This is a genomic window from Paenibacillus sp. NMA1017 (assembly GCF_058895805.1).
In genome coordinates, this window is record NZ_JBZXYR010000004.1 from 156,411 (window position 1) to 176,709 (window position 20,299).

At 44.5% G+C, this 20,299-nt stretch carries 23 protein-coding genes; 8 read left to right on the forward strand and 15 right to left on the reverse strand.

Annotated features, from left to right (window positions below; translation table 11 throughout):
• Positions 1-211: 211 nt before the first annotated feature.
• The 4 genes from AC5ELV_RS12905 to AC5ELV_RS12920 all read left to right on the forward strand — a co-directional run bounded on the left by AC5ELV_RS12905 (position 212) and on the right by AC5ELV_RS12920 (position 3,667).
• The gene (locus tag AC5ELV_RS12905) at positions 212-958 is read left to right on the forward strand and encodes an MORN repeat-containing protein (protein WP_493430705.1); all 747 of its coding nucleotides are present in this window, start codon (positions 212-214) and stop codon (positions 956-958) included.
• A 273-nt stretch (positions 959-1,231) separates the two neighbouring features.
• Positions 1,232-2,317 carry a WXG100 family type VII secretion target gene (locus AC5ELV_RS12910; protein WP_493430527.1) on the forward strand — a complete coding sequence of 362 codons (1,086 nt, stop codon included), beginning with the start codon at positions 1,232-1,234 and terminating at the stop codon, positions 2,315-2,317.
• A gap of 35 nt (positions 2,318-2,352) precedes the next feature.
• On the forward strand, positions 2,353-3,189 hold the full coding sequence (locus AC5ELV_RS12915; protein WP_493430528.1) for a YfjC family protein: 837 nt from the start codon (positions 2,353-2,355) through the stop codon (positions 3,187-3,189).
• Entirely contained in the window at positions 3,182-3,667 is a 486-nt protein-coding gene (locus tag AC5ELV_RS12920) for a DUF5381 family protein (protein WP_493430529.1), read from the forward strand. The genes AC5ELV_RS12915 and AC5ELV_RS12920 overlap by 8 nt, the downstream gene beginning before the upstream one ends.
• A gap of 18 nt (positions 3,668-3,685) precedes the next feature.
• Here the strand turns inward: AC5ELV_RS12920 and AC5ELV_RS12925 are convergent, their stop codons facing one another.
• The 3 genes from AC5ELV_RS12925 to AC5ELV_RS12935 all read right to left on the reverse strand — a co-directional run bounded on the left by AC5ELV_RS12925 (position 3,686) and on the right by AC5ELV_RS12935 (position 6,523).
• The gene (locus AC5ELV_RS12925) at positions 3,686-4,396 is read right to left on the reverse strand and encodes a 5'-methylthioadenosine/adenosylhomocysteine nucleosidase (protein ID WP_493430530.1); all 711 of its coding nucleotides are present in this window, start codon (positions 4,394-4,396) and stop codon (positions 3,686-3,688) included.
• 42 nt (positions 4,397-4,438) lie between these two features.
• Positions 4,439-5,614, reverse strand: a complete 1,176-nt coding sequence (locus AC5ELV_RS12930; protein ID WP_493430706.1) for an aminotransferase class I/II-fold pyridoxal phosphate-dependent enzyme — start codon at positions 5,612-5,614, stop codon at positions 4,439-4,441.
• A 69-nt stretch (positions 5,615-5,683) separates the two neighbouring features.
• Positions 5,684-6,523: a MetQ/NlpA family ABC transporter substrate-binding protein gene (locus tag AC5ELV_RS12935; protein WP_493430531.1), complete on the reverse strand. Its 840-nt coding sequence runs from the start codon at positions 6,521-6,523 to the stop codon at positions 5,684-5,686.
• Positions 6,524-6,812: 289 nt separating this feature from the next.
• Here AC5ELV_RS12935 and AC5ELV_RS12940 point away from each other — a divergent pair, with 289 nt between their 5' ends.
• The gene (locus AC5ELV_RS12940) at positions 6,813-7,370 is read left to right on the forward strand and encodes a YdhK family protein (RefSeq protein ID WP_493430532.1); all 558 of its coding nucleotides are present in this window, start codon (positions 6,813-6,815) and stop codon (positions 7,368-7,370) included.
• Between the two features lie 83 nt (positions 7,371-7,453).
• Here the strand turns inward: AC5ELV_RS12940 and AC5ELV_RS12945 are convergent, their stop codons facing one another.
• The 6 genes from AC5ELV_RS12945 to AC5ELV_RS12970 all read right to left on the reverse strand — a co-directional run bounded on the left by AC5ELV_RS12945 (position 7,454) and on the right by AC5ELV_RS12970 (position 12,996).
• Positions 7,454-9,337 (reverse strand): stalk domain-containing protein, encoded by a 1,884-nt coding sequence (locus AC5ELV_RS12945; RefSeq protein ID WP_493430533.1) that lies wholly within the window; start codon positions 9,335-9,337, stop codon positions 7,454-7,456.
• A 165-nt stretch (positions 9,338-9,502) separates the two neighbouring features.
• Entirely contained in the window at positions 9,503-9,790 is a 288-nt protein-coding gene (locus tag AC5ELV_RS12950; protein ID WP_493430534.1) for an antitoxin Xre/MbcA/ParS toxin-binding domain-containing protein, read from the reverse strand.
• Positions 9,791-9,803: 13 nt separating this feature from the next.
• Positions 9,804-10,289 carry a methylated-DNA--[protein]-cysteine S-methyltransferase gene (locus tag AC5ELV_RS12955; RefSeq protein ID WP_493430535.1) on the reverse strand — a complete coding sequence of 162 codons (486 nt, stop codon included), beginning with the start codon at positions 10,287-10,289 and terminating at the stop codon, positions 9,804-9,806.
• A gap of 25 nt (positions 10,290-10,314) precedes the next feature.
• On the reverse strand, positions 10,315-10,875 hold the full coding sequence (locus tag AC5ELV_RS12960) for a bifunctional transcriptional activator/DNA repair enzyme AdaA (protein WP_493430536.1): 561 nt from the start codon (positions 10,873-10,875) through the stop codon (positions 10,315-10,317).
• Positions 10,876-10,985: 110 nt separating this feature from the next.
• A complete protein-coding gene (locus AC5ELV_RS12965; protein ID WP_493430537.1) occupies positions 10,986-11,795 on the reverse strand; it encodes an isocitrate lyase/PEP mutase family protein in 810 nt (269 codons plus the stop codon).
• Between the two features lie 829 nt (positions 11,796-12,624).
• Positions 12,625-12,996, reverse strand: a complete 372-nt coding sequence (locus tag AC5ELV_RS12970; RefSeq protein WP_029515541.1) for a hypothetical protein — start codon at positions 12,994-12,996, stop codon at positions 12,625-12,627.
• A 183-nt stretch (positions 12,997-13,179) separates the two neighbouring features.
• On the opposite strand from AC5ELV_RS12970, the gene AC5ELV_RS12975 reads away from it, so the two are divergent.
• Both AC5ELV_RS12975 and AC5ELV_RS12980 read left to right on the forward strand, forming a co-directional pair.
• A complete protein-coding gene (locus AC5ELV_RS12975) occupies positions 13,180-13,359 on the forward strand; it encodes a hypothetical protein (protein WP_250239829.1) in 180 nt (59 codons plus the stop codon).
• 90 nt (positions 13,360-13,449) lie between these two features.
• The gene (locus AC5ELV_RS12980) at positions 13,450-14,259 is read left to right on the forward strand and encodes a GNAT family N-acetyltransferase (RefSeq protein ID WP_493430538.1); all 810 of its coding nucleotides are present in this window, start codon (positions 13,450-13,452) and stop codon (positions 14,257-14,259) included.
• A gap of 101 nt (positions 14,260-14,360) precedes the next feature.
• Here AC5ELV_RS12980 and AC5ELV_RS12985 read toward each other — a convergent pair whose 3' ends face one another.
• The 4 genes from AC5ELV_RS12985 to AC5ELV_RS13000 form a co-directional block, all read right to left on the reverse strand.
• Entirely contained in the window at positions 14,361-15,533 is a 1,173-nt protein-coding gene (locus AC5ELV_RS12985; RefSeq protein ID WP_493430539.1) for an MFS transporter, read from the reverse strand.
• 77 nt (positions 15,534-15,610) lie between these two features.
• Positions 15,611-15,889 (reverse strand): ArsR/SmtB family transcription factor, encoded by a 279-nt coding sequence (locus tag AC5ELV_RS12990; RefSeq protein ID WP_493430540.1) that lies wholly within the window; start codon positions 15,887-15,889, stop codon positions 15,611-15,613.
• A 224-nt stretch (positions 15,890-16,113) separates the two neighbouring features.
• Positions 16,114-16,851 (reverse strand): SDR family oxidoreductase, encoded by a 738-nt coding sequence (locus AC5ELV_RS12995; RefSeq protein ID WP_493430541.1) that lies wholly within the window; start codon positions 16,849-16,851, stop codon positions 16,114-16,116.
• A gap of 49 nt (positions 16,852-16,900) precedes the next feature.
• Positions 16,901-17,179: an Atu4866 domain-containing protein gene (locus tag AC5ELV_RS13000; RefSeq protein ID WP_493430542.1), complete on the reverse strand. Its 279-nt coding sequence runs from the start codon at positions 17,177-17,179 to the stop codon at positions 16,901-16,903.
• 201 nt (positions 17,180-17,380) lie between these two features.
• On the opposite strand from AC5ELV_RS13000, the gene AC5ELV_RS13005 reads away from it, so the two are divergent.
• The gene (locus tag AC5ELV_RS13005; protein WP_493430707.1) at positions 17,381-18,310 is read left to right on the forward strand and encodes an AraC family transcriptional regulator; all 930 of its coding nucleotides are present in this window, start codon (positions 17,381-17,383) and stop codon (positions 18,308-18,310) included.
• A 159-nt stretch (positions 18,311-18,469) separates the two neighbouring features.
• On the opposite strand, the gene AC5ELV_RS13010 is transcribed toward AC5ELV_RS13005, so the two are convergent.
• Both AC5ELV_RS13010 and AC5ELV_RS13015 read right to left on the reverse strand, forming a co-directional pair.
• Positions 18,470-19,123: a hypothetical protein gene (locus AC5ELV_RS13010; RefSeq protein WP_493430543.1), complete on the reverse strand. Its 654-nt coding sequence runs from the start codon at positions 19,121-19,123 to the stop codon at positions 18,470-18,472.
• A gap of 118 nt (positions 19,124-19,241) precedes the next feature.
• The gene (locus AC5ELV_RS13015) at positions 19,242-20,279 is read right to left on the reverse strand and encodes a LacI family DNA-binding transcriptional regulator (RefSeq protein WP_307347512.1); all 1,038 of its coding nucleotides are present in this window, start codon (positions 20,277-20,279) and stop codon (positions 19,242-19,244) included.
• Between the last annotated feature and the right edge of the window lie 20 nt (positions 20,280-20,299).

Here is a 20,299-nt window from a genome sequence, read left to right on the forward strand (position 1 = left end):
CACGGCAAAGATGCTAGATACATCCTCACTCCCATGTTCGGGTAAATTCATGAATTTCTCTCCTAACTAGCTGTTTTCACTTTACAGTTTCCTATAATTCTCAATATATATTAAACTATAAATCACCAAGCACAAAATAGTATACAAACGGTGCTGGGTGGTTGAACATAACTTTTTAGAATTTCAAAGCTTCGAAAGGGGAGAACTCATGATGCAAAAACTTTGGCAAAAAGGGAAGGCTCTGTCTCTGCCTATGATGGTATCCGCATCGTTAATATCTGGAGCACTGTCTGTAAGTACACCTGCGGCGAGTGCGGCTGCAACCAAGGAATTACTTCAGCTATCCGGTCAGACGACTTACTATGGAGAGGTTGAGAATGGGCAGCCCAACGGACGTGGTACGATCAAATGGAGCGAATATAAGCAGTATTCGGGTGATTTTGTGAATGGCAAGCGCTCAGGTACCGGAAAATATACAAATCAATACACCGATGCAGATGGACAAAATCATAAAGTCGTATACAACAGCACATGGAACAATGACACGATGAGCGGCAAGGGTGCGCAGACCGAAAAAGTGACGCAAATGGACGGAACCGTACGTTCGAACGAGATCCAAGTAGGTACTTTTCAGAACAATGGATTACAGAACGGCTACCAAGTGATCCACGCTGTAGCCGATCCAGACTACAGCTTCACTTATAAAAATGGAAAAGAAGTGTTAAATATCTTGCACAGTAATCAAGATCTGGTCCAAAGGTGGCAAAAAGGAGAGCTCTTCTCCGTAAATTATAAAAATGGCTCTGTCCAAAAGGAATACTCCATGTTCCCTGAAGAGACTGCTACCAAAGAACGTCAAAGACAAGCGTCCATCAAGTATTTCAAAGGAATTACCGCCAAAGTAACTCCCCATTTGCAGCAGTTTGAAAAGCTATCCAAGCAGATTCCGCTAAAATAAGCTAAAGCGACACGCAAAATATAATAGCCTCTATGCAAAAAGACCTATCTTTCTTATGGAAATCTCCATTTGAACAGAAAGGCTTTTTCATTTTCTTCATTGAAAAATATATAAGAACTTCGGATCATAACACCTCCTACTATTCTCCCTTATGCACCCTCATGAACTCATACAAATGACTTATTTTTCACTAAAATCCCCTCCTTTTTTTGCTAACCCCCACTGGATTCACTAAAATATAAGTAATTATTTTAATCATCCGAGGTGGACATCATGGCTAAAATTATGGTTCCTCCTGAGAAACTAGAAGCGGTTTCCAGGCAGTTCGCACAGGCACGTGAGCTGGGGGCACAAATTTGCGGACAGCTGTCACAGCATATTCAGATGTTGGAAAATAGCTGGGCAGGAACAACACAACAGCGTTTTTATCAGGATTTTCATAAAGCGCGTGGACAAATGGATGCTTTCACTCAAACTGTCGGTTCTGTCAGCACAGAGCTGCGTTCCATTGCAGTAAAATTCAAAGAAACAGACACCCAAGCAGACACGGGTATTACCAAAGGAGATCACAGTGGACAGATCAGCAACAGTGAAGGGTCAACTTCCGGGAAAAAAGGACCCGATCCAGCAGATATAGCCATTAACAGCATTTCAGAAGCCAATAAATGGCGCGGGCAATTGGGATTTGCCGGAACAGCTATCTATAGCGGTCTGGCTTCCACACTTGTACTCACCAAAACAGTAGAATTCAAGAAAAGTCTGAAGAATCCCACTCGAGCGGTTATACATAATGCGGCATGGGTGAAAGGCAAGGGTAACAATGCGTTTATGCGTAATTTGGGCAAAAGCCTAAACCGCCAATTCGCCAAACCCGGTATTGTGATGAAGGGTTTAAAGGGCTTTGATCGCTTAGCGGGAAAGCTTCAAATGGGTAAGCTCGGCCTCGGATTCAACAAAGCCAATAGCTTTCCTCAATGGACGCGGAACGTCATCGCCGGGGTGGAAAAAGGCCGATACGGCATAGCCACCCGCCAAATTCCCGGCATGATTGCCAAAAAGCTCTACCCTATTAATGCCACCATGAATATTGTGGGCGAGGGTATCAGTCTGGCTGGAAAATGGAAAAGCGGGAAACTTACCGGAACGGATGTGGCCGTATCTGCTTCTAACGTAGCGATTAAAACCGCCGCAACTTATGGCGGTGCTGTTGCTTTGGGAGCCGTAGGCGGCGCTATCGGTGGTCCGGTCGGTGCAGCTGTCGGGGCTTACGTCGGAGGTACGGTGGGAAGCTGGGCAGGTGGAAAAGTCGCCAAATTCGCCGAAAAGGGGATACGTTGGGCCAGCAAACTATTTAAATGACATACACACCTAACAGATGGAGAAGGAGCTTGACTATGGACAAACAAACGGTAATTTTAACGCTTGAGGAACTAGGCTTTGCCTTGACCGCACTGGGCGCAGAAGATATGGCTTCTGGTCTGCTCCAATCTTATTACGGGGAACTAACCGAAGATCGCTGGGAACTGCTTTTTCATGCCGCAACGCATAGCCTGATATCCAAGGGTTTGATGGAACAACGGGATGACGAGCAACAACAGCTCGAATTTGATGCGTTCATTGTTGAAATGCTAGCTCATCTGGTACAAAGTCGTCAGATGCTACGTGGCTACAAGGAGCAACAGGATAAGCAAAATACATTAACGATACACCATGGAAATGAACGTTTTCTGTATCATTTTTCCAGTCATAACGAACTCCATTTCTTTCGCTGGTCTTCCCCAGAAGACTGGCATCATGACATTGATCAATTGTTCGGCCTGCTTGCTTCGAACTTCAATGCGCACAGCCGATACGTCGATCTGACCGAAGAACAGTGGAATGTGTTAACCTCATCCAACTTCAGCATGCAGCAAATGACAACGTGGAAGCTTCATGAGTCAGCTCAACAAATGATACAAGACTGGCGAGAGGATTTTGATCGTAATCAGTGTAGTCTAGATAATTTGAGCCAGATGATATACGCGGATACGGATGAAGATGGACCCTCTGTTACAAATCTGCTATTTGTTCTTAAAGGAACGAATGATGTGTGGATTGTAAGAAATACAGAACTGGATATGCAAGCCACTCCATGTCTGCGAATTGAAAGTGTGACCGAAGCTGACTGGAGAGAACGAATAACTTATTTCATTCAGACGTTTGTTCGCGACGAGGCGGCATTCCGTGGATAAAATTGTATATCGAAGATCATTGGCATTTTGGAAAGCCATGGGCAGCTTGATGTTTGTGCTTATTTGTCTGTTTTTGCTGTTGCTCATTTTTATCGACGAAGATATCTCAGTTCTACAAATCTTCTTCTTTATTACGTCCGCCATTGTCGGGCTTCCTTTTTTCGGTAGCTATCTCGTGGTTTGTTTGAGCAGAACGCTTCGTAAGGATAGCTATCTGTTCATCTTTGACGAGGACAGCATTTCAGATGGTTTTCGAACTGTCCCGTGGGCTGCAATCACTAAAGTCGAATTCGAAGGGGCCTCCATCCGCAAATGGTTGCGCCCTCGCTTTCCAGCCTTTATTTTTCATCTGAATGACCACAGCACCTGGGAAGTCAGCACCGATTATGTGTTGAACGATGTTGAGCTGAACCAAGCCGGGAAACAACTTCGAACTCTCATTAACCAGCATGGCAAGCCGAAGAAAAAACGTTCCTGAATAGTGCCATTGAATATATCAAAGCTTGTCTCTATCGTATGCAGCTACAAGAGCCACAACCACTGCTGCCGAGTTGGCCGCGGCCAAGTCAAGATTGGAGTCAAAAGAATCCGCCGCTTCTACACCGGCAAGATCAGACAAAGAACGGACAGCCAAAAATGGAACACCAAACTGGTACGCAGTCTGAACGACCGCGGCCCCTTCCATATCCGTCACTTTCGCTTCAGGAAACTGACTACGGATAAAATGGGCGCGCTCAGCCTGGGAGATGAAAGAGTCCGCCGTCGTAATCAATCCGTTGACGATCTGCCCCTCAATCCTGGTCTCCGCCAGCGCTTCTATCGCAAAAGCAAGCAGCGCTGGATCGACAGGATAACTTGCCGGCATCTGTGGCACCTGCCCGTAGGTATAGCCGAACGCCGTTCCGTCTACATCGCTGTAAGTCAGCTCGGTCGCCACTACGACATCGCCAACATGTAGCACTGGATCAAGCCCACCCGCAGACCCGGTATTAATGACAAGCTCCGGGCTAAATCGCTCAATCAGCAGTGCTGTTGTCGCGGCTGCGTTCGCTTTGCCAATTCCTGATTGCAGCAGAATAACTTCCTTGCCCTCAAGCTGACCTGTATAAAAAATCCCGTTCGCAATCCGGGTCATCTTTATCCCTTCGATCTGCGCTTTCAAATCTGCTATTTCTTCCTCCATGGCTCCGATAATCGCTATACTCAAAGTTCTTTTCCCGCTCCCTCCATGAATTCCTTGTATTCCAGCTTATACTTGAAAAACACCCGTTGCTGCGATGCGCTGCACCGCTTCCAGCAGCCTTTCTTCACTGTTCACCAGACTGACTCGCACATGAGATGCTCCCGCACGACCAAAGCCTTCTCCAGGGGCCACCGCAACATGCGCCTCGTCCAATAAAAAGTCTGCAAAAGAAGCAGATGTATGCCCCTCTGGCACCTTGAACCAGGCAAAAAAAGACCCTTGGGGAGCAGCTACATCCCAGCCAATACCTCGTATAGCTGCAATGAGAACATCACGGCGCCGCTCATATAACGCCGCGAGTTCCCGTACCGGTTCCTGCGTGCCCAGCAACGCCACAGCCCCCGCATCCTGTACCGCTCCAAAAACAGTGCTGTAGGCATGCGTATGATAATGCTTGAGCGCACCAATGATGGACGAATTTCCCACTGCAAAGCCGAAGCGCCATCCAGCCATGTTATACGTTTTGGAAGCCGTATACGTCTCGACGCCATACTCCTTGCCGCCGGGGATTTGCAGTAAACTAATCGGCTTATGTCCGTCAAATCCAAGAGCACCGTAAGCAAAATCATTCATAACCGGAAACTGATACCGAGCGGCATAATCCAGCGTCTTTGTCAGAAAATCTGAAGTAGCTACTGCTCCAGTCGGATTGTTCGGATAATTAATCATGAGCAATTTGACCTGCTCTGCAATTTCTTCCGGTACGGTTGTATAATCAGGCAAGAAACCATGCTTTTCATCCAGTGGGATCGTATGAATATGGGCTCTTGCCAGCGCAGCAGCGGAATAATATTGGGGATATGCCGGATCGGTGGTCAATAACCAATCACCGGGATTCAGCAGCGCCTGTGGAATCCCCATTACGCCTATGGCTGAACCGTTGAATATGGCAACCTCCCGGTCAGGATCCAGCTCCACCTGATACTCCCGTTTATAGAACGCGGCGACAGCCTCCAGCGTGCTTTTTTTTCCATAAAAAGGCGGATAGCCCTGATTGATCGGTTGATCGGCCGCTTCCTTCAAAGCGCTGATAATATGCGTCGGTGTCGGCTGATCCGGGTTGCCGGCTGCCAGATTAATTACATCTATTCCTTTGCTTTTATACAGATTCACTTTGTCATCCATTGCACTAAAATAGTTGTCAGGCAGAGCCTTGACGAGATCAGAGGATGAAAAAATCACGTTCATATCCACCTTCTATTTATAAGATACAGGCTGACAACGTTAGCCCGCAGAAGATAATAGCCCATATTATTTGAAATAGCTTGGCAACTTGTAGCCTCCATAATCAGGATTCGATTGGATGTACTTTTGGAATTCATCTGAATGATATCCTTCAATAATGTCTTTGACGAAGGGCTTATCCTTGTTCTTGCTGTCCACAGCTACCACGTTCGTGAACGGATCTGTCATATTTTCAAGCTTTAATGCCGAGGTCAGCTTTATTCCATTCGATACAGCAAAGTTCCCTTGTATAGCCGCAAAATCAACATCCTCCAGTGCACGTGGCCCCTGTGCTGGGTCGGTAGCAACAAATTGCAGATGATGCGGATTAGAGGTGATATCGTTCACCGAGGTTTGCAATGGATCGATCTTATCCTTTAACGTAATCCAGCCTACTTCCTTCAAAATATTCAGCGCACGCAGCATATTGACTGGCTCGTTAGGCAGGTTGATTTGGGCTCCATCGCTGATTTCGTCAAGGCTGGTATGCTTGCTGGAGTACAATCCCATTGGAGGAGTCGGGACCTGTACAGCACCAATCAGATTAATATTCTCCCGCTTATTCATAGAATCCAGGTAGAGCGAATGTTGGAACACATTAGCATCAATATCCCCATTTGCCACGGCTACATTGGGCTGAACACCGTCTGTAAACTCTTTATATGTAATCTTATAGCCTTTCTTCTCCAAATATGGAGCCACACCATTCTTAAACTGATCGCTATATGGACCGGGATTAAAGCTGATATGCAGTGTTTTCTTTTCTTCACCCGCAGCGTTGCCCGACGTATTCTTGCTGCCGCAGCCTGAAATAAAAAGCACGACTGCTCCCAGCAGCAATATAAATGAAATCCATGGTTTCTTCATTTTGATGTCTCCCCCTGCCCCTTGATGTCATCTACTTTTGGTGAGTTAGAATGTTTACAGTCACCCAAAATACCAAGTAATTTGATGAGTTTTATTGATATTACAGTGATTTTTATTCACTGTCAACAACATTTAATTACGCATCTTCTCCATAACAAAAAAAGGGGCCACAGCAGGCGATCCCCTTGAAGACAAATCAGTTCACAAATTTGTCATATACTCCCGTTTTAAAAATACCCCATAGGGGTATTTTTAAATATGTAATTAAACCCCTAAAGGAGCTGTAAATATGAGAATGCAATGGGCTTTGCTCGCTGGTACAATCATGATTATTTTGAGTGGGTGCGGAAACAGTAACACGCCGAACCAGGAGCACACGACAAACAGCAGTCAACAGCACGACACATCGGATATGAACCATTCCACTTCCAGTGAGCTTCCTACTGGACTTAAAGAAGCTGAAAATCCAGCCTTCAAAGTTGGTAGCCAAGCGACTATTCAAGCTGACCATATGGCAGGCATGAATGGGGCTACTGCCACGATTGTGGGTGCTTATACGACTACTGCTTATACGGTCTCATATACTCCAACCACTGAAGGGGAAAAAGTGAATAATCATAAGTGGGTGATTCATGAAGAGATTAAGGATGCAGGCAGCGAGCTCTATGCACCGGGAACGGAGGTTATCCTTACAGCAGATCATATGAAGGGGATGGATGGGGCTAAGGCTACCATTGATTCCGTCGAGCCAACGACCGTATATATGGTAGACTATACGCCGACTACAGGAGGAGAGCCTGTCAAAAATCATAAATGGGTGACGGAGAGTGAGCTTTCAGCCCATTAGAACTCTTACACAGGCGCTTATGATAGCAAAAGGGAGCCTGCCATCGGCTCCCTTTATACGGCTTTATTTGGGTTTGGACAAACCTACTTTGCTAAATTCAGCTTGGCATCCTTGATATCATACAAAGTCCCTTTGTTGGTATCTACAAGCTTTTTCATTTGTTTGTTGGCTGGTCCATTTGTAGGCACGATTGCATTAAAAATAACACCATTTTTCTGTAATTGCTCGTTGATTTCATCTACTGAAAAACGGGCTTTACCCAGATCTGTATTCTTATCATGAACTGGTGCATCTGTAATGAATATGATTGTTTTGGAATTAGAATTTTTGGGGAATTTACTTATAGCTAACTGAATAGCCTCTAATCCCGATTCCTTCAAATCCCCGCCAGCGGAAGGGCGAAGCATATTCAAATTACCTTTTAACTTGTTTTTATCGGTCGTAAACTCCAAAAATTCTAAATCTTTATCTGCCTTCAGATTGATATCCCGAAATGCAACGACAGCAAATTGGGAACCTGCTGGAACGGAATCAACAAAGCCTTTCACCTTCTGTCTCACATAATCCAGCGTCCCTGTCATACTACTTGTAACATCTATGACGAACACAATATCCGTAGATTTGGAGAAGGTGGTGGATATCTTTTTCAGAATCGTTGGATTGGATTGTGATTCGGAAGCATCTTCATTTTCCTCCATTAATTGTTCACTTTGACTGGTTGTCAAAACCTGCGGTGGAGCAAGGAAAATCACAACGCTCTGAGCTGCAATATTCCACTTCACCTTCGCACCCAGCGCCTCACTTACAAAGCGAATAGGAACCATTACTTTGCCGTTAATGAGTCTCGGCGCCGCATTGAGACGCACTAATTTACCGTTGATATAGGCATCTCTGGAGCCTACAGTTAACTTGATCGTTGTATTTCCTCTGGTTGCAGTAACAGTCTTGGTAGCTCCATCCCATTTCACTTTCGCCCCAAGCGCCTCAAAAACGGCACGAAATGGTACCAGCATACTCCCGCTAATAGAGGTCGCAGGCTGCTCATATTGTTGCAGTTTCCCGTCTATAAACACCTCAACCTGCTGAGCCTTGTTATTATTTATGGGAACAAATTGGGGTACAGACGCTGCCGAATTTCCCGACTGGTCGATCATTTTGATATAAAAGTAGTATCCACCCGTGGATAAATTCAGGTTACTCAAAGGGTAGCTAAACGTTGTTTCCGGATCGAACTGAATCCGTTTAATTAATTGAGCATCTGCATTTTTGACCATAACGTATGAAGTGTACGTGGGTTGAATATTTTTTATTTTCAAACGAACCGAAAATGACGTACCTGAAGAGTTGATTGTAAATGTACCCGGAAAATTTTCTCCAGACGGGATAGACAAAGGGATTTCCGGTGACTCATCAACCGCTTGGCCCACTTTAGGCTCCACGACAGGCTGGGTTACTTGAGGTTCAATTACTCTCGTTTCATCCACAGGTTGAGCCACCTCGGGTTCACTGGGAGTGGGAATCTCTTTTATATTGGTCTCCACCTCAGGCTGCGTTACTTTCGGCTCCTCCGCAAGTGGAGTTACTGTAGATTCATCGACTGACTGCACAGTCCCTTTCATAGTTATAGCTATAGGAAGTTCTATATGATTTTCTGATCCTGGATAAGGTGCTGGTCGTGAATCCGCAATCATAATTGTAGAGTTGGCATAATCGATCGTAAAGTCGCCAGGAGGAATTTCAATATAGTTGCTATACAGACGAATTGGCGTATCAGGCTTAATCGTAAACGGGAGATCGAATTTAAACACTCTGTTTACTCCATTACCATCATCAAGGGTAAGCTTAAGCTTATCTCCATCTCTGAATACCGTCGAATTGGCAGCGTGAACACTTTCTGTACACAAAGTGAACAACCCTACAAATATCGTTAAAAACGAAAGTAGGAACATCATTCTTTTGAGCTTCATTCTTATTTCCCCTTTTGCATCTATTCTTATCGGTAAATCATAGCATAGGGTTAGATGAAGTTCATGCCATATGATTACAGTTATGGATATGCGAACTCACTTTTTCCATCATTAGCGCTCTGTTCATCTGTTCAATGTTCATATGTATCTCCTTGGTCCGCTTCTTCAACGTGGCATACGTAATATAGCCGCCTTCAGTGCTTTAGTCCCTTCTTCGCTTTTCAAATAATCTGACGGTGTTTCGTTGCCGAGTGCGGGGACTTTTCGATCCATCCAAGTCAGCAAATACTCCCCCATATCCGGCAGCAGCACAATCTGAATCTCCTTGGGAATTTTGCTCTTGGCCACTTTTGCTCTTACAGCCGGATCTACCTGATCATATCGCTCCTGATAGAGCAAAACCATGTTGGCCCAGCTCTCCGGCTTAAACTCTTTCAAATATATGTCTCTCATCTATGAACCCTCCTTAGGGCCTCAGACAACGCTTCTCATGCTGGAGCAACCATTCCTTTCTCCATAGCCCTCCTGCATAGCCCGTTAGTTTCTGATTGGAACCGATAATTCGGTGACATGGAATCACAATGCTCAGCTTATTTTTTCCATTAGCACTGCCTACGGCTCGGATCGCTTTTTCATTTCCAATAGCAAGAGCAATATCTTTATAAGCTGTCGTTTTACCGTACCCCACGGACACCAGCGCATTCCATACTTTTTGCTGAAAATCCGTACCTTCAAAGGCATAAGGAAACGTAAACTCAAAGCGCTCACCTTTAAAATACTCGTCAAGCTGGCTAGCGCATTCCGCTAATACTTGGATTGGAGCCTCTTCAATGACGCTCGTTAAGAGCTCATTCCGATTAGAGAACATAATAGAATAGACAGCCTCATTTGTGCCCTGTATCTCTATCTCTCCAATCGGCGATACATACTTCAATACGTATAGTTCGCTCATAAAAGGATACAACCTCCTTCCTTTTCTATTCCTTACTCAACTTCCTATACTCACTAGGAGAACAATGCTTCAAGCTGCGAAACGCCTTATAGAAATGGGAGGGGCTTTGGAAGCCCGTCTCATAGCAAATCTCAAGATTCGTAAGATTTGCACTTTTAAGAAGATAGGCGGCCTTATCCACTCTTATTTTTTCCAAATATGTACGCGGGGTTTCAGCGGTTTCCTGTTTAAATATCCGATCCAAGTAAAAGGAGCTTATTCCGATATGATCCGCAATATCCTGCAATACAAGTTTTTCCTTGTAATGATTGACCAAGAAGGTTACCACATTCTGCACAAGCCTGATATATGGCGAATGTTCTGTATGGGGCTGACATCTTTTGCAAGCACGAAAACCCGCCTTTTCCACTTTGTCCAAATCAAAGTAAAACTCCACATTTATTTTTTTCGGCTTTTTGGATCGACAGGAAGGTCGGCAGTATATTCGGGTTGTTTTCACAGCGGTAAAAAACAACCCGTCATATTTACGATCACATGCTATAATTCTCTCCCACATTTCTTCAAAAGAAAGACTAAGGTTGGCCATGATCGAATATTGTCCTTTCTATAGTTCATATTCATCCAGTTCAGGATTTTGCAAAATTCGATTCCATTCGCTCCAAAGTGCAAGATATAGACGAACTAAACCATTTCGATCTATATCTTGTTCATTGAAAGTCGCTTATAGGATTTTTGTAAATCCTCATATAAATGGGATGTATCTTGAAGCGCTATCAACTGTTCTGCATTCTTTTGCAAGGCAACTATTATCTTATCAGAAAACGCATTTCCAAAGCTAAACCGTTTAACTCCTAACTGCTGAAGCTGGTGGACATTCGTCAGACCCGGCAAGGATAAAACATTAAGCGGAGCATGTATATGAAACACAACTTCCCTGATCTCTTCATCACTCTTTAATCCTGGAACAAAAATTCCGCTCGCACCACTATCCACATACGCTTTGGCCCGCTCTATAGTCTCTGAAAGTGGGGCATCCATCTGTAAATATGTATCCGTTCTTGCGTTTATAAAAAACTCTTGAAACCCACGCGCATCCAATGCTGTTCTTATTTTGGACAACAGGTTACTGTGCAAGCCCACTTCTCGAAGTCCCTTTTGCGTTTTCAACGAATCCTCAATATTAATCCCTGCAACTCCCACATCGGCTACCTTTAAAACATGCTCAACAATCGTTGCCGTATCCTCTCCATATCCTGCTTCAATATCTGCTGACACTGGAATCTGAACTTGCTCAGCAATCGTCCGAATAATGCTTACATGCTGGTCAAAATCAATAAGCTCTCCATCTGAGAATCCAAGCGTATTGGCAATTCCCCAGCTCGTCGTACCTATCGCCTTAAAGCCTGCTTTCTCCAGAGCCACCGCAGAGAGCAAATCCCAGGCGTTCCCTAAAAATAAAAGTTTCTCTGATGTATGAAGTGCATGAAACTGCTGGATTTTGTTCATCAAAATAGCCTCCTGATATGTGATGTAACTCATTTTATCAAGAGGCTATCTTTGTTTCGTCCTCATTCTTGCACTTATGGTCTGTAATATTACTCTTTAGGTTGATAAAGCTATTTAAAAAAAGGATATACGATATAGCTTACAAGCAGGCCTAAAATAAAAGCGACTGAGACATTAAGCCAATTTGACCGAATCTCTGAACCTGAATCCAAAATACCTAATGCACAAACCAGAATAAATACAACGATCTTCCATTTTACATCAAGATAGGGATTCACTAAGCCTGCTATTAAAGCAACAATCCGCATTACCATAACTAACTTTCCTTTCTTTCAACGCTATATTTAAAAATTAAATCTAATTTTAATGAAATATGCCATACGTTTTAAATGTACTTTTTCACAATAAAAAAAATACAGAAGCTCCTTGAAAGGGGCCTCTGTCCAAGAGCACTGCCATCAGATCTTTACGAAGGGCGCGTCCACCAGCCACCATATCATCGGCTGAAAGCAGTTCAGGTCCTGTAACATCATAGTTCGTATTATCTTCACCCTTGCCGAGTAAAGTACAACAGCCATTTTGGCACAATCTTCACGGGAAATAAACGCGCATTTTCCTTCCTCATAATTGAAATCCATTCCCCCTTATCGGGCGTTGTACTATACCCTTGCGCGAATGTAAAACATTGACTTGTCCATTGTTTTGCTTTACTTTTAAAGTATTACTCATATTTTCCAGTTTAATTATACAAAGACTGCTCCAGAAGCCTCAAACTTGCAAGCTTCTGAAACAGTCTTGTAGAAGGTTCACTCATAAAAGATAGGGGACGTTAGATGATTCGATAGCCAGATGGAAGTCTACCGCTGCTGCGGATATTACGGATTTGCTGCAACGTCAAACGTTGATTGGTAGAGATAATAGATTCCACATCATTCCCGCGGATCAGATCATCCAGGTCGGCGATGCTGCGGTTGCCTCTAAACACACGGAAGTTACCTCTAAACCGCGTGCCAGTAAAGAGTACAAGTGTTGCATTGCTGCTGGTAGAAAAGAAACGCAGACTTTCGATGCCGTCGAGAATGTTATCGGTATTACGAATGCCCAGGTTTCCTCTGAATACTCTCCTGGAACCCCGAAAATTTTCTTCGTTGTAGACTGTAAGACGTGGATACGTTTGAGATACATATGCTTTGTTGTCCATGTTGTAATTCCTCCTTTCAACTTTATCTTATGCTTCACCATCCGATTGGCGCGGGCCTCGCCGTATCCATCTAAAAATGGTTATGTGATTGAATAGAGCAGAGGTAGACTTGAAAAAGGAACATATGTTCTGTATAATCTAGCTTAGCAATTTGGAAAATCCTGAACTAACGGAGATGCGGACATGGACGATAAATTTATTGAGGAATTACGTGAAATTGACAGAAACGACAAGCGAAGATCCGAATTTCTTATTAAGGGTATGAAAGAAACACTTCAGGAAAGAAAAGAAAAAAACTTTATCGAAAGATGGATTTGGCGACAAAAGAATAAGAAACGTATAGCGCGGAAGTTTAAATCCTAGTAGATATAACAACGGAATCTTCATAGCATTTTACTTCTCATAGCACTTTACAAGTGCTTAGGTCATAGCTCATTTTCAGGAGGCAGAGTCATGATTGAGCAACTAGCCCCAAACGACGATATATTAAATCAAAATCAATTTTTGGCTGATGAAGTTCGATACCATTTGATCCATCGAATTTGTGAGTCAGAAGGATCAACATGCCTCAAAACGTCTGATAAAAATATGATCTTTGCTCAATCACCCGGACATAAAGCTTGGCTATGGATCTCACAACAAATCACATATAATCATAAATTGACCTATATAGAAGAACTCTTACGTTATTTAAAAGGAACCACCCTATCAGGTGTATGTGGTGATGCCGAAACAGTCGAGAAGTTCGCAAATGCTTACGCACACCGTTATGCTGCTCAGGTACATACCCACATGGTCATGGAATCTTATTTCTGCCCTAAACATAAAAAGCCCTCGGACGTTGAGGGAATGATCCGACAATCCATCCCAGAGGATGTACAATTAGTTGCCCAGTTTCTAGCTGGTTTTTCAGAAGAGGCTTTAGGCAGTTCTGTTGATCCGGTTAGTCAAATATCCGTTGCGGAGAAGACCATCAGGACAGGAAATTTGTACCTTTGGATAGTAAATAACATGCCCGTGTCCATGGCTAATATTGCTCACCGCTCGCCGAGACATGCTCGCATTAATGCTGTGTATACCCCGCCTCATTTGCGAAAGAAAGGTTTTGCCAGCGCAATGGTATCCGTGCTATGTTGCATTTTAGAAAATGAGCATTTAGTGCCCATGCTATATGCAGATTTAAAAAATTCGGTTTCCAATCAAGTTTATAAAAATATCGGCTTTGAGGAAGGCGGCAAAATCACTGATATTGCGTTTGAATAACCTTCCTACTGCATGTGAGCATATTATTGCTCATTCAAATCAAAGAAGGCCCCGCAATGTTTCCTTCATCACTGGGCCTCCTCTTCACTTATCTATAAACTTTACTCCGTAACACCCAATTCCGTGTGGACTGGGGATCTTCGTGAAAGTAAATATACAGCTACAATGGCGATGGCGACACCGGCTGCTCCAAACCAAGTGATGGAAGCCAGCGAAACCTGGCCAACAACCACACCGCCGATCCCAGCTCCGGCCGCCATGGCAAGCTGCATCGTAGACTGATTGAGACTCAGCATCACACCGGAAGACTCAGGCACAAGAGTGACCAAGTTATATTGTTGAGTAGGTCCAGTTGTCCAGGCTGCGAACGACCAAAGGATCAATAAAGCAAATACTGCGATCAGGGAATGAGCAGCAAAAGGAAGTAAGAGTAAGGAAATACCGTGCAACACCATGCCCCCTAATAATGTAAAGGGTATACCCTTTTTATCCGCACTGTATCCACCAATTTTTGATCCGATTAGACTGGCAATTCCGAAGGCGAGCAATACTGAGCTTAGCATATCCTCTCCTACACCTGATACATTCAGCAAATACGGTGAGATGTAAGTATACGCGAGTGAATAACCTCCTAGCCAAAAGAAGGTAATACCTAATCCCAAAGCAACTTCAGGCTTTTTCAGAAGAGCAAACTGTTGGAGTAAGGGGACAGGTTGATCTCCTTTTAAGCGGGGAATTGTCATAGATATAACAATTAGGGCAATAATTCCTGTCAACGCGATGCCGAGAAATACGGTTTTCCAGCCATATGCAGAAGATATCATTCTTCCAAGCGGCACCCCGATAATCAGCGAAGCTGTAAAACCCATAGTGACTGTAGCAATAGAACTGGCCTGCTTGCCGGCTGGGGCAATTTTTGCTGCAATGCTCAGTGCTGTAACCACAACCATCCCCGCCCCGAGGGCCATAAGAATACGTGCGGCGATAAACAATCCAAAACCAGGCAGAACAAAGGAGAGGACATTAGCTACTGCAAATAATCCGAGCGAACTCAAGAGCAGCTTACGTCTGTCCCATTTAGCGGTTACTGCCATCAGAATCGGCGTGCCAATTGCATAAGCAAGAGAAAAGACTGTAATCAGCTGACCCGCTGCGGACACCGTAATCCCCATGGTTGTCGCAATCTGATCCAAAATGCCTGAGATAATGTATTCGGATGTGCCTACCAAAAAACTAACAATTGCCAAAATATACACTTTCCACGTGCTCTGCATTTTTAAATAACGCCTCTTTTCTCTTAATATTTTATATTTTATATTTTTACAAATATCGAAATTAAGACTAAAAAAATTTATGTTATCAGGAACGGGGCATATTTCTGTGCTGCTTCCACATCCAAGCTGTAATAAATAAACGTCCCCTCTTTACGGAACGTGAGCAGTCCAGACTCTGCCATTTGCTTCAGATGGTGCGATAGCGTTGAAATAGCTACACTGTTCAGCTTCTCGCCCAGCACAGAGCAGCATTGGTCACTTTCCTCTTTTAGCAGAAGTGCTATCTTGAGACGAGTCGGTTCTCCAAGTGCTTTATATATTTTTACAGCTTGCTGCATCTCTGTCGTTTCTTTCACCCTGCTCGGCTCCCTTCTGTTCCAGTCTTAATTTCGATGTTTGTCGAAATAAAGTTATCACAAACATTTGTAAAAGTAAACCCGTTTATTATAAAGATACAGCTTTTTTTACACTCTGAGGTGTGAATGATGGTCTTTCTCATCCGATAAATAAGCCCCCATCCATAAAGGATGGAGGAAAAAAATCTGAGTATAGAGGGAGAAACGTCGTGGATGCCATGGCGTTAATTCAGGCTTGCCGTGGGTCTGACAATAATTTCATTAACATCTACATCCGCTGGCTGCTCCATGGCATACAGAATGGAACGGGCTATGGCATCAGGCGAAATCGAAATACGACGATACTCTTTCATTCCTTGCCGGGCCTCTTCATCTGAAATACTGTCAGCAAGCTCAGATTCGGTTACTCCCGGCGATACCAACGTCACGCGAATATCTCCCCCCACCTCCAAGCGCAATCCTTCAGAGATCGCCCGAACCGCATACTTCGTAGCGCAATACACCGCTGCAGTCGGGGTTACACTATACGCGCCAATAGAGGCGATATTGATAAACTGACCAAATCCTTGCTTTTTCATAATCGGAAGCCCTGCCGCAATCCCATGCAGAACGCCTCGTATATTTACATCAATCATGCGATCCCATTCCTCTACCTTCAGGGCCTCTAATTTTGAAAGAGGCATCACTCCCGCATTGTTCAAAATGACATCCACGTGTCCAAATGTTTTTTCCGCATACTTAATGAATGCTTCCATCTGGTCCCTTTTAGTCACATCCAGTTGCTGATAATCAGCCGATCCACCTTTAGAACGAATCTCGGATGTCAGAGCCTCCAGTCGCTCTGTGCGTCTGGCCCCTAATATCACGTGAGCCCCATGGTGAGCAAGTAAACGGGCAGTAGCTTCACCGATCCCACTGCTTGCCCCCGTAATAGCTACAACTTTCCCTTTAATATCCAACATGCTTATTCCTCCTCTAGTTTAAAATGTCACTGAAAAAAGATAAAATAGATTACTTTTTTTCTTTTCTGTAAAAAACCATCCCTGCATGATACAAAACACCATCTTTGAATTCACCATCTGCCGTAAATCCGGTGTCGTCCACATACTCGATATATTCATCTTCTACGATATAGCTGCCTGTATAGGCACTTTGCCTCTGACCACGTGCTTCATCATAACGGCCATTAGGCAAGAGTTCCTGACGGATATTTCCGTCTTCAGTTACCCACATCCCTATATAGGGATGCTGCGAAGCGTGTACACTTTTTTCCGCTTTGTTGCTCCCCATGAATATTCCACTCCTTTGCATTTCTATTTTTTTCTTAATTGCTCATTAGGTGTTGTATCTGCATCTTATTATGAGAGGAATGTCCATCGGGCTGGTAGAAGAATCAGAGCAAATTATTGCCTAATCCTCCAAAGACCCTTAATATGTAATAAACTACCGAAAATGAAAACGGGCTACGTTGCAAAGAAGGGATGTGTCATGATGGAGGCAACCAAAATAGAGGGTTCTACCCTAGAAAAACAAGCCGAATTGGCAAGGCTTATAGAACGATTTTCAAATCAGGACGGAGTTCTCGCTACAGCCATACCTTCGCTTCACTTCGTCCGAAGTTCAAATACAACCGTTCCGATACATCAAGTCCATGAACCTGCCTTATGTATTGTGGCACAAGGCAGAAAAATCGTGACGCTCGCAGAGGAAAGTTACCATTACGGCACATCCGACTACCTTGTTGTGTCAGTGGATTTGCCGATCTCGGGGCAGGTCATCCAAGCGTCAGCAGAAGCTCCTTATTTGTACCTCCGTCTCAATTTTGATCCGCATCAGGTTTTGGACCTGATCAAGGAATCTGCTTTTCCCACAAGCCCCATGCCTGTTTCCAGACGAGGCTTGTATGTAAGCCAAACCAACTCTCTACTGCTGGATGCCGTGGTGAGGCTAGTGCATCTTTTGGAAAGCCCACAGGATGTTCCGGTGCTGGCTCCATTAGTGATTCGTGAGATACTGTATAGGATTTTACAAGGTAATCAGGGGGAATCCTTAAAACAACTGGTCATGACCGGCAGCCATTCAAACCGAATCGCAGAAGTCATAAAGCGGATTAAGCAGGATTATGATAAGCCGTTGCGTATTGAGGAATTGTCCAAACTAGCGAATATGAGTCCTTCGTCACTACATCGTCATTTTAAAGAGGTTACGGCTATGAGCCCCATGCAATATCAAAAACAATTACGTCTACAAGAGTCCCGCCGCCTGTTGTTATCCGAATCAGCGGATGCGGCAGATGTCGGTTTTCAGGTAGGTTACGAGAGCCCCTCACAATTCAGCCGCGAATACGCCCGCTTGTTCGGCCTGCCTCCAATTAGTGATATCAAACGCTTGCGCTCGGATCAGGATCACCCGACCATTTGAACCCGTTGTTAGATGAACATCTGAAATTACTAGTCCTACTAACGCTTATCCCAATTATAAATGCCAGGATGTAAAAACAGCACGAAACAGCCGCTCCTCCGGTAGAGACGCAGCTGTTTAATATATTCCTCTATGCATGTGGTCATCACTATTTGAGCATCAATACGGATTATCCAGCTTGACGAGCAAGGCTCGGATAACATCCTTCTCTGCCGTAGTAAGCTTTTGTCCTGTCTGCCATTGTTGAATCTCTTTCTTGACTTCCTTTGCTTCTCTATAGCTGAGAGCATATCCGATGCTTCCTATACCTTGTGTGCGGTTGGTTTTGTCCATGTTTGCCAATGCACGAGTCATCGCAGTTCTGTCTCTTGTAAACAAATCTCCCATAAGAGCAGCATAGCTTTCGCTTAAAGCTCCATCCAATCCTTCAGAAGCTCGGATCACATTTGGAAAACTTTCCGATGGAATAAAAGCGCGCTGCCTATACAAATATTCGATAATTTCCAGGCTTTGATGTTTATTGATTTCGTTCATCTTTCCCCATTGGATTCCTGCTAGATGGTCCGTCATATGACGTACTTTTGCTTCATCACTGAGGGAAGAATCCTTATAAAAGGACAGCACAAGCTCCTCTTTACTTTGCTGGGTATGCTGCGTATTGGCTGCAGCAGTTTGCTTGGACTCCCCATGGTTTGCTCCGGACGGCGCCGCAGTTTCAGCATCCTGTCCCACTGGATGAGGAGTACACCCTATGGTTACAGCCAGCATTAGTGCAGTACAAGCTGCCGAAACGAACCCATTCCCTTTTAACATGAATTCACTCTCCTATCTGAACAAACGATGGTCGTTATAATTGTCCAAAATCCACTCCTATCTTGCTACGCCTGCAACCGTTCATCCATCTAACAATAGGAAGATTCCATCTAGACTTCTACGCGTCACGCCCTACCGTGGGCTTACGGATCACAGAGACGCTCGATTCCCTCACGATCAGACGAGGCTCGAATTGCACACGCTCATACTCCCCAGGTGTCTGTTCCTGAATCCGCTTGAGCAGCAGCTCCGCAGCCAACCGTGCCACCTCTTCCCCCATGATGGAAACTGAGCTGATCTGAGGGGTCGTTACCATAGCCCACAGATTGTTATCAATACCGACTACAGCAACCTCATCCGGCACTTTTACGCCCAAATCCTTAAATCGATTGACTATCCCTATCGCCACCATATCGTTAACCGCATAAATAGCATCCGGCATATGTTTCAAGCTGTAAAAATAATCGGCAGCACGCAGCCCTGTCTCAAAGGAGAAATCATCTCCAAAATAAACGAGTGAAGGGTCCACATGCTGGAGAGACTGCTCATAAGCAAAGTATCTTTCCTCGATTTTGTCCTTCGCAGCGCCTGCATAGGCAATTCTTGTTCTCCCGATTTTAAGCAAATGCTCCATCACGAGTCTTCCCTCTTGCCGGGCCAGACTGACGATATCCGCTTTGACATCTTCGCCCAGCTTCTTGCCATAGTTAATAATGGACACGGGAACGCTAGCTTTGTTAATCAGATCTACCAACATTTTGGGATACGCCAGCGGCATAATGATGAGCCCGTCGACATGCAGCTTCTTGACCTCACGAACTGTTTCAAGCTCCATTCTGGCATTCCCGGCGGTATTGATTTGCACGACCCGGTAACCATGCTGCTTGGCGGCCTGCTCTACGGACCAAGCGATCTCTGGAATAATTGCGTTACGAATGTCCGGCACGGCTAGCGCAATTTGTCGTGTCTGACGAACTTTCAAGCTCTGAGCCGAGGTGTTAGGCGTAAACCCCATCTCTTCAATCACTTGCAAAATTAAGGCTTTCGTTCTCGGGCTGATGCCCTCACTATCATTAATAGCTCTGGAGACAGTCGCTATACCGACTCCTGCCCGTTTGGCTACATCCTCTATGGTTACTTTCTTTTGATCTGTCACGCCCAAAATCCTTTCAAGAA